Here is an 8,868-nt window from a genome sequence, read left to right on the forward strand (position 1 = left end):
GGTGTAGTTGCAACTATCCGCAAACGAGGCAAGCAAAGCATCGATTTTAGCGCTTTGCTCAAGTGTCGGTTGAAGTTGGCAAACTAGCGTTAAGACTTGTTCCACGACTGTTGAAAACTCACATATGAAGACAAAAGATTATACAACACAATCAGCCGGAATTTCGGACAATTCCGAACCAAAAGCCGTCAAGCGAAGGACGGGGCTTCAGCCCTCCGCTACGCTCCGCCCATTTTTTCGGTGAAAAATGAAAAATGTTTCCCAATCTAAAATGCACTGGGTGTGGAGCGTCCGGCACCGCATGTTTGTGTCTGTTCTGTTTGCTATGGCAGTTGCTGTGTTGCTGCCGCCTGACTATCTCCCCCTGACTCGGACGCTGTGCATTTGGAACGCGGGCGCGGTCAGTTTTCTGATTTTGACTTGGATGCTGATGCTGCAAGGCACTCCCGAATTGATGCGCCACCACGCTCAGCAGTTGGATGCCGGCCGCTTAACAATCTTAAGTACGATCGTGGCAGCGGCTTTTGCTAGCTTGTTAGCCATCTTCTTTTTGCTGCGCGATACCAAAGGCCTGTCGCCGAATTTGCTATTTCTGCACTTGGGGCTTTCTGTTTTAACAATTGTTGGGTCTTGGATGCAGGTACACACTATCTTCACCATGCACTATGCCCGCAGCTACTACAAAAACCGCAGCAAGCAGCACGGCAGTTACTTACAGGCGGGGGGTTTGGATTTTCCGGGCGACGAGGAACCTGACTACAAAGATTTTTTATATTTCTCCTTTGGTATTGGCATGACTTGCCAAGTTGCAGACGTGCAGATCACTTCTCGTTCCACGAGGTATCTCGTGCTTTTTCACAGCGTGCTGTCGTTCTTTTTTAACACCGCTATTCTGGCTATGAGTGTCAATATTATTGCTGGATTGAGTTGATAGGATTAAGTAGCAGATGCTGCCATTTTTTGTGAATGGGCGATCGAGCTTGTTTTAGGGCGCTGCTTATTGCCAGAATTCCCGAGTTGGACGCAAGAAAGTCAACCTAGTCACCCAAATTTGCCCAATTAAATAAAAAATGTTAATCTAATAAGGATTTATATGGAAACCTTCCGCCTATCTGCGTAATTTGAAGTATTCTGCGGAAATGGGCAGCCTAATAATAGTTATACCACTTGGGTTATCTGTGAGGGCGTAGTTGAAAAAGTATCGTGGAGGGTGCAATCATTAGTACCGAAAGTCTCTGGCATAAAGACATTTAAGGATTTTCTAGTTATAATGGTGGTCAGCTTTGATACTCAGTGTCAAGGCTTAACTTGATAAATACGTTTTTTTCCCAATTTGCAGCAATATGGATCTGATTCTAAAGAGTTACGTCAAAAAATTTGTAGACGACAGCAGTCTTGAGCATCTTGATGAACCAACTGCTTTTGAATACTTTGTCAATCACACAATCCTCTCAAAAATTCATCCTGATCCTTTTGATGTTGAAGCAACGACAGTTGGTGGCCCCAATGATAATAGTCTTGATGGAATAGCAATTCTTGTCAACGATCACATGGTCACCTCACAAGAGGAAATTGACTATTTTCGCGAAAACCTCCGCCGCTTTGATGTCAAATTTATTTTCATACAATCAAAAACCTCCCCAAAATTTGACTCAGGAGAATTAGGCAACTTCTTGTTTGGCGTTCGTAGTTTCTTTGAAGAGCAACCCGCTATTCCTATGAACCCGCAAGTGACAAATCTTCGCGCTCTTAAAGATTATATTTACACTTTGAGTATCGACATGGATAAAGTACCTGTTTGTGAGATGTACTACGTCACAACAGGAACATGGGCAGCAGATCCAACCCTAGAGGGTAGGGTGAAAAATGAAAAAACTGTACTTGAAGCAACCAAACTATTCAGCATAGTTCGCTTCGTCGCCGTTGATAATGAACATATCAAACGACTTTATTTAGAGCTTAGACGAAAAGTCACTAAGGAGATTAATTTTGATAAGCACACAGCTATGCCGTCCATCGGCGAAATTCATCAAGCTTACATTGGAATTCTACCAGCTTCAGAATATTTGAAACTAATTACAGACACAGATGGTAATCTTCTTAGAAGTCTTTTTTATGATAATGTTCGAGACTTCCAAGGTAGTAATCTTGTCAACCAAGAAATCGAGGCAACAATACAGGACGAATATCAAAGTGATAGATTTGCGCTTTTGAATAATGGAATTACAGTGGTTGCCAAAAATGTTACGCAGGTTGGTTCGCGCTTTTCTATTCAAGATTATCAGGTTGTTAATGGCTGTCAAACCAGTCATGTGATATTCCTTAACAAGGATGCACTAACTGATAAAATGTTTGTGCCGTTAAAACTGATTGTTACTAACAACACTGAAGTTACGAATCAAATTATTCGAGCAACCAACAGGCAGACACAGGTTTATGTCGAAGCATTTGAATCTACTAAGCCTTTTCATAAAGAGCTAGAAGAATTTTACAACACATTTAAAACAGAAGGGCAACTTTACTATGAACGACGTTCTAAGCAATATGACGGATTTCCTATAAAACCAGCCCAAATCATTTCGCTCGCAACACAAGTTAAATGTTTTTTGGGGATGTTTTTGAATGAACCACAAAGTACCCATCGCTACTACGGCGAATTATTGAAAGCTTACAAAGGCAAACTTTTTGAAGAGGAACATAACCCTTATCCTTATTACTGTAGTGGTTATGCCTATACGCTGCTTGAACGCTTCTTTGTACAAAAGGAATTAAACGGTAAGAATCATCGTGCATTTCGTTTCCATCTCCTAATGCTTTTTCGTATGCTCAGTGAGACATCTCAACCACCGTATTTGAATAACAAAAGGATTGAAAAATATTGTGATAGTCTACGCACAGTCCTATGGGATGAAGCGAAAGCTCTTGAGATTTTCAAGAGCGCCACTCTTTTAATTGATCGAGCATTGGCAAAAGTAACTTATAATCCGTTTGAGGCAACTCGTCGCAAAGCTTTTACAACGGCTCTCATTACCCTTTTGGATGATGAGTTGGCTAAAAATTCAGACGTTAAAGATTTTGAGCGACCCAAATCTAGATCTATTGCTGTTCAACTTGAACGCGAACAGGGCACAGTAAAAAAGTTTAGCAACATTAGGGGGTTTGGTTTTATTCGGGGGAGCCACGACCCAGACATATTTGTTCATTTCCGTGATATTCGTGGTACTGAACAGAGATTGAGTCCTGGAGATGTCGTCGAGTTTGTGCTTGTGACAAATGATAAGGGATTGAATGCCAAAGCAGTTGAAATCGTCGAACGCACTAGCCCTTGATGTTGATGCTTGTTGTTTAACAACCGTGTTGTAGCGGCTGCTATCAAGATATTCGCAGTGATGCGATTATCTGTCGCTGCTCAACACGACCGTGACGAACTGAACTCCGTTCAGACGCAGGGCCAGAGCAAACGCATCTTGTCAATAAAGAGGGCTTTTGAACCAATAACTCGGCTTTATTGTTCCTTATTGACAAAAGAATTCCACATATAGTGTTTTAGCTTCAGTTGTAACACTATATATAGAAAATCAAAAGTTAGATGCGTTTGCCCTGCGTTCAGACGTAATTGATACATCGCCTGCTCAACATCATTCACCAGTAGCTCGACTTGCACGTGAACAAGATCGCAAATTTTCCGATTATTCCGCATGGGGCAATCGCGGTCATGGAGCAAAAACCTAATTTTTGCCTCAGTCCTCATTTTTCTTGCCAAGTCGAAGTCATTACGAGTATGATTTAAGAACAAGCAAAAAAGAGAGCCGCCATGAGGATAGAAGAAATTCCCCTCAACCAGATTCGCCGCCCCCTGCCGCGAGTCAACGACCAAAGCAAAGTAGCCGCCCTCATGGAATCCATCCGCCAGGTAGGTTTAAACGAACCCATCGACGTGCTAGAAGTAGATGGTCAGTATTACGGATTTTCGGGCTGCCACCGGTACGAAGCTTGCCAGCGTCTCGGTTTAGAAACTATCCGCTGTAAAGTACGCCGAGCTACCCGTGCCGTGTTGCAGATGCACTTAGCCTGAGCCTCTCAATAGAAATTCACAACAGGCAAACATTCGATCGCCCAAAGCTTTCTAAGAAGTTCGATCGACAATCACTACTAACAACCTAAAAACCTATGACTGCCAACAACCACAAACAACATCTTTACCCCACTCGCATAGATATGTCAGCCGCCACCCGCTCTCAAGTAGTCGGGCTGCTCAACGCCACGCTGGCAACGACTCTGGACTTAAAAACTCAAGTCAAGCAAGCTCACTGGAACGTTAAAGGCATGGACTTCTACCAGTTGCACTTGCTGTTTGACGAAATGGCAACAGAACTCGAAGAATACGTTGATACGGTTGCCGAACGGGTCACAGCTTTGGGCGGTTTGGCTGTAGGAACAGCCCGCACAGCCGCCGCAGATTCGATCCTGCCAGAATTTCCTTTCGACATTGTAGACGGCAAAGAATACGTGACGGCTTTGGCCGATCGCTACGCACCCTACGCCCAACACCTGCGAGTCGCGATCGACAAAACAGGCGAACTCGGCGACGCCGATACAGCGGATCTCTACACCGAAATTTCGCGGACAATTGACAAGCGTTTGTGGTTCCTAGAAGCGCATTTGCAAGGTTCTGCGACAACTGCAACAGCCGCCGCCCGGGAAAAAGTAGCCGTCAAATAGCAAGCTTTCAAGAATTGAACTTGCATCTTCATAAATTGCGAAACTCCTGTGGGGCGGGCCGAACAGCCCGCCCCAAAAATGTATTTCGTTAATGCTCCTGAGAGCTTAGGATCGAGAATATGTCCATTTATTAATTTGGATGAATTTTTCGTGGCAGCTAATATTCCTGATTATGCTCCTCAACTGCAACGCCTGATGCAACAGGCGGGGCTTTCGAGCGATCGAGAACTCAGCAAAAAAGCAGGAGTTTCCGAGATCCAGCTAAGTCGCCTGCGTCGCGGCTTAGCCCTGCAAACCCGAGCCGACATCCTGCTCAAAATCAGTCAAGTTTTACAAATTTCCTTAACCGAATTGCTCGCAACCTTGGCGCCAGACTATGTAGAGTTAGAACAGGCACCACCGACAGCCCTAGAACAAGAATATCAGCGCCTGCAAGCTTCGATCGAACAGCAGCGAGAATCTTTGATGCAGGAATTCCAATTATCTAGCGTGCAAATTTTAGAATCTTGGATGTTGCAGTGGCCGACTGCTGCGAGCAAAGCTCAGGAAAATCACCAATTGCGGGCTCAGAAACTACTGCCCTTGCTGCGGCCAGTCGAGCAGTTATTGGAGCATTGGGGGATAGAGTCGATCGCCCCAGTCGGAGCCCAGATTCCCTACAACCCGCAACAGCACCAGCTAATGGAAGGAACAGCCGATCCCGGAGAACTCGTCAGCGTCCGCTACACAGGCTACAGACAAGGCGAGAAACTGCTCTACCGCGCCAAAGTTAGCCCGGTTTGATTAATACCAGAAGGCATTCGGAAGAACAAAGATTGTCCCCTCTCAAAATTCACTCCCGGCGAAGCACTGCGACTCCGATCGGCGTTACGATCCGCGACGAGCACCATCTTTTGCACTCCAAACTATTCTCCCGTTCTCAGGCTCTGGCGCTTTCCCCCTCTCTTATTTGGATCGGAGTCCATCTCGCAGCTATACTAGCCTAGTCTGGCTAGAAATTCTGACATTCCCACCGCAAAATATGAGTCCTGTAGTTAAAATTATTCAGCCCTCTGGCATTTTAGACGGCACCAAGGCAAGTCAATTCCGCCAAGAGATTAGCGACCTAGTGGAAGCGGGAGCCGATGTGGTATTGATAGACTTCACTGATGTGACATTTATGGATAGTTCTGGTTTGGGCGCTTTAGTCTTGGCGCTCAAAACAGTCCGGGCCGCTGGGAGTCAATTAGTCGTCTGTTCTATCAACGAGCAAATCCGCATCTTATTTGAGCTCACCAGCATGGATCGAGTTTTCGAGATATTTCCGACCCGCGATGCTTTTAATAGCAAAATTCTCTCTACTAGCTAAATCTTTTGGCTGCTGCCTTCTTGCTATTTGGTCGCAGATGTGCTGCAAGGGGTCAGCTAGCCAAAGTTTACCTTGAGTAAAGACCAATCATCATCAAAAACTGCTTTAGCGTTCAACGTTTGAATGTAGTTCAAAACTAGCTCTAACTGGTCGGCAGTTGCACCGTTGTAGGCTGCTAGCAGGTCGATGAAAGGGTCAAGCCCCCAGATATTGCCGTCTGGTTGGTGGATCTCGTATACCCCGTCGCTAAAGATGTAGAGAGTGCTCAAATCCTCGACATCGCAGCAATTATCGACATAGGGGGCGTCGGGGAACATCCCCACAGGCATTCCGGGGGTTTTTAATCGCTGGATTTTAGCGGTGCTCGCAGGCGACTGGGAAATCAACACGGCCGGGGGATGGCCGGCGCTGGCGTAAACGAGCTGGCGAGAAATGCGGTTGTAAACGCCATACCAGATGGTGAAATACTTGTCATTTTGGTAGCTCATCTGGAAGGTGGTGTTGAGGGCGCGCAAAACGTCGCTGGGTTTGTAGTAGTCAATGTTGGGGAGCGCGCGCGATCGCAGCAAATTGAGCACGGCCACAGAAGGCAGCGCCGCCCGCAAACCGTGACCGGCCACGTCGAGCAAGTAAATCGCCAAATAATCGGCATCCAGCCAGTTGTAGTCGAAGCAATCTCCCCCTAACTGCCGGGAGGGAATGAATTTTGCCTCGATGCTGACAGGTTCCGTCATCGGATCTGGCAGCAGCGATTGCACGTACTCGGCGGCCTCGGCTAACTCGGCTTCCAGACTTTGCTTGGCTATTTTCAAATCTCGGCTGAGTTGGTGCAGCCTCAATCCCGCGCGTACTCTCGCCTGTAATTCGTTGAGTTCGATCGGCTTGGAGATAAAATCGTCGGCACCGGCGTCGAGGCCTTTGACTCGATCGGCGATCGAACCCAAAGAAGTCAACAAAAAGAATTGTGTAGTTGACAGATCCGGATCTGCCTTAACTCGACGACAGACATCTATGCCGGTCAAGCGCGGCATGATCCAATCGCAAATTATCAGGGCCGGACGCAATTTTTGCGCCTGGGCTACACCGTCTTCGCCATTACTTGCTACTGTTACTTCGTAACCCTGTTTTTTCAGGGTTCTTCTCAGCAGTTCTTGAACAGCCGTATCATCGTCAATAACCAGAATTTGAAACATGGGCACTCAGGTACTACAAGTCTTTCAAGGTCTGGGGCTCATTAAAAATATATCCTGTCAGCGCGCTTGTCTGAGATTGAGTATAGTCTAATAACATCGCTTTCTAGGTAAATGCTTTTCCCAGCCAGCCATCGAGTTCAATTTACCTTTAAATTTGATGCAAATTTTGGCGGGGTCGAACCGTCAAAGTTGCATAAACTGACGATATACCAATGTTTTCAGCCATTTCGGAACCTGGTTTCTAGGATATATCCATGATTTCACTCTTTAAAGGCAAGGGATAGCTGGTTTTATCCATTCACCATTGTCGCGCGACGTAGTTAAGCTACGTGTTCTGAGTGGAGAGCCTTCTTTCCCAAAGGATTTCGTCCAGTTGTCCCCACGTAAAAGGGGAAGAAACTGTAACTAAATTCTTAGACATCTATTGACATCCTTCCCGGATTGGGCAAGAATAATGGTGTAGTCTGTATCAGTTGAGTTGATGGAGAATACATCAGAAGTGACGGTCAGTATCGGAGACGCCGCAAAGGAATTAGGCGTTTCTACCAAGACTTTAAGGCGCTGGGCCGACTCTGGCAAGATTAAATCAGAGCGATCGCCCACTGGTCAAAGAAGATTCTTTCTAGCTGATATTAAACGCATTACGCCCAGAGATTTAAAGCAGCTAGATGAACGCATAACTATCAACTATGCTCGTGTTTCAAGCCACGACCAGAAAGAAGATTTAGTCCGTCAAGCCCAAGTTTTAGAAGCTTTTAGCAGCGTTAACGGTTGGCAGTACGAAACAATTCAGGATTTAGGAAGTGGCTTGAACTACCAAAAAAAAGGACTCCAAAAACTGCTAAAACGCATCATGCAAGGTGATGTTGCAAGGCTGGTGATAACGCACAAAGATAGGTTGCTACGATTCGGTGCAGAGCTTGTATTTGCTATCTGTGAGGAGTTTGAGACAGAGGTTGTAATCATTAACAAAACTTCGGAGGAAGTGACATTTGAGCAGGAATTAGTACAAGACATGATTGAGCTTATTACTGTGTTTTCGGCACGTCTTTACGGATCGAGAAGCAAGAAAAACAAAAAGCTAATTGATGGCATGACTGCTGCTGTAAACGAGGCAAAGCAATGATGTTGTTAGGATTCAAGACAGAGTTGAAACTAAATAATCAACAGCGAACGCAGTTAGCCAAGCATTGTGGAGTAGCGCGTCACGCTTGGAATTGGGGATTGTGGCTGACCAAAAACATACTCAACCACAATAAAACCAATCCCAACGAAAAACTCAAATTTCCCACAGCTATTGACTTGCACAAATTGTTAGTAGCACTCGTGAAGTCGGAGAATGCTTGGTACTATGAATGCTCCAAATCTACACCGCAACAGGCATTAATGGCATTGCGGGAAGCATGGAAGCGGTGTTTTAAAAAAACTGCTGGCGTACCTAAGTTTAAGAAGAAAGGGCGGCGTGACTCTTTCACATTGGAAGGAACAGTCAAAATCTTGGGGAACCACAAAATTCAAGTTTCAAGTTGGGTGCATCTCACTTTGGCAAATACATCAAATTGAAAGTTGACCGTTGAGGTAAGCACAGCGAAGAGAAAGGATAGA

At 45.5% G+C, this 8,868-nt stretch carries 9 protein-coding genes; 8 read left to right on the forward strand and 1 reads right to left on the reverse strand.

Going from position 1 to position 8,868, the window contains the following annotated elements; all coding sequences use genetic code 11:
- Positions 1–247 precede the first annotated feature (247 nt).
- The 6 genes from QUA56_RS35720 (at position 248) to QUA56_RS35745 (ending at position 6,070) form a co-directional block, all read left to right on the forward strand.
- Entirely contained in the window at positions 248–931 is a 684-nt protein-coding gene (locus tag QUA56_RS35720; RefSeq protein WP_333368541.1) for a DUF1345 domain-containing protein, read from the forward strand.
- 412 nt (positions 932–1,343) lie between these two features.
- Positions 1,344–3,329 carry an AIPR family protein gene (locus tag QUA56_RS35725; RefSeq protein WP_333368544.1) on the forward strand — a complete coding sequence of 662 codons (1,986 nt, stop codon included), beginning with the start codon at positions 1,344–1,346 and terminating at the stop codon, positions 3,327–3,329.
- A gap of 485 nt (positions 3,330–3,814) precedes the next feature.
- A complete protein-coding gene (locus tag QUA56_RS35730) occupies positions 3,815–4,075 on the forward strand; it encodes a sulfiredoxin (protein ID WP_333368547.1) in 261 nt (86 codons plus the stop codon).
- Positions 4,076–4,170: 95 nt separating this feature from the next.
- On the forward strand, positions 4,171–4,722 hold the full coding sequence (dps, locus tag QUA56_RS35735; RefSeq protein ID WP_333368550.1) for a DNA starvation/stationary phase protection protein Dps: 552 nt from the start codon (positions 4,171–4,173) through the stop codon (positions 4,720–4,722).
- Between the two features lie 78 nt (positions 4,723–4,800).
- Positions 4,801–5,505 (forward strand): helix-turn-helix domain-containing protein, encoded by a 705-nt coding sequence (locus QUA56_RS35740; protein WP_333368553.1) that lies wholly within the window; start codon positions 4,801–4,803, stop codon positions 5,503–5,505.
- 238 nt (positions 5,506–5,743) lie between these two features.
- The gene (locus QUA56_RS35745) at positions 5,744–6,070 is read left to right on the forward strand and encodes an STAS domain-containing protein (RefSeq protein ID WP_332985659.1); all 327 of its coding nucleotides are present in this window, start codon (positions 5,744–5,746) and stop codon (positions 6,068–6,070) included.
- Between the two features lie 56 nt (positions 6,071–6,126).
- On the opposite strand, the gene QUA56_RS35750 is transcribed toward QUA56_RS35745, so the two are convergent.
- Positions 6,127–7,263, reverse strand: coding sequence for a PP2C family protein-serine/threonine phosphatase (locus tag QUA56_RS35750; protein WP_332985658.1), 1,137 nt, complete (start codon positions 7,261–7,263; stop codon positions 6,127–6,129).
- Positions 7,264–7,744: 481 nt separating this feature from the next.
- Here QUA56_RS35750 and QUA56_RS35755 point away from each other — a divergent pair, with 481 nt between their 5' ends.
- A complete protein-coding gene (locus QUA56_RS35755) occupies positions 7,745–8,389 on the forward strand; it encodes an IS607 family transposase (protein WP_194066589.1) in 645 nt (214 codons plus the stop codon).
- A complete protein-coding gene (locus tag QUA56_RS35760; protein ID WP_333368558.1) occupies positions 8,386–8,826 on the forward strand; it encodes a transposase in 441 nt (146 codons plus the stop codon). Before QUA56_RS35755 ends, QUA56_RS35760 begins: the two co-directional genes overlap by 4 nt.
- Positions 8,827–8,868 lie beyond the last annotated feature (42 nt).

The sequence above is a fragment of the Microcoleus sp. N3A4 genome, from assembly GCF_036701805.1.
Lineage (GTDB): Bacteria > Cyanobacteriota > Cyanobacteriia > Cyanobacteriales > Microcoleaceae > Microcoleus.

Coding starts and splice junctions, on each gene's coding strand:
- QUA56_RS35750 (WP_332985658.1), bottom strand. CDS start 7,263: ATGTTTCAAATTCTGGTTATTGACGATGATACGGCTGTTCAAGAACTG.
- QUA56_RS35745 (WP_332985659.1), top strand. CDS start 5,744: ATGAGTCCTGTAGTTAAAATTATTCAGCCCTCTGGCATTTTAGACGGC.
- dps (WP_333368550.1), top strand. CDS start 4,171: ATGACTGCCAACAACCACAAACAACATCTTTACCCCACTCGCATAGAT.
- QUA56_RS35740 (WP_333368553.1), top strand. CDS start 4,801: ATGTATTTCGTTAATGCTCCTGAGAGCTTAGGATCGAGAATATGTCCA.
- QUA56_RS35760 (WP_333368558.1), top strand. CDS start 8,386: ATGATGTTGTTAGGATTCAAGACAGAGTTGAAACTAAATAATCAACAG.
- QUA56_RS35720 (WP_333368541.1), top strand. CDS start 248: ATGAAAAATGTTTCCCAATCTAAAATGCACTGGGTGTGGAGCGTCCGG.
- QUA56_RS35755 (WP_194066589.1), top strand. CDS start 7,745: ATGGAGAATACATCAGAAGTGACGGTCAGTATCGGAGACGCCGCAAAG.
- QUA56_RS35730 (WP_333368547.1), top strand. CDS start 3,815: ATGAGGATAGAAGAAATTCCCCTCAACCAGATTCGCCGCCCCCTGCCG.
- QUA56_RS35725 (WP_333368544.1), top strand. CDS start 1,344: ATGGATCTGATTCTAAAGAGTTACGTCAAAAAATTTGTAGACGACAGC.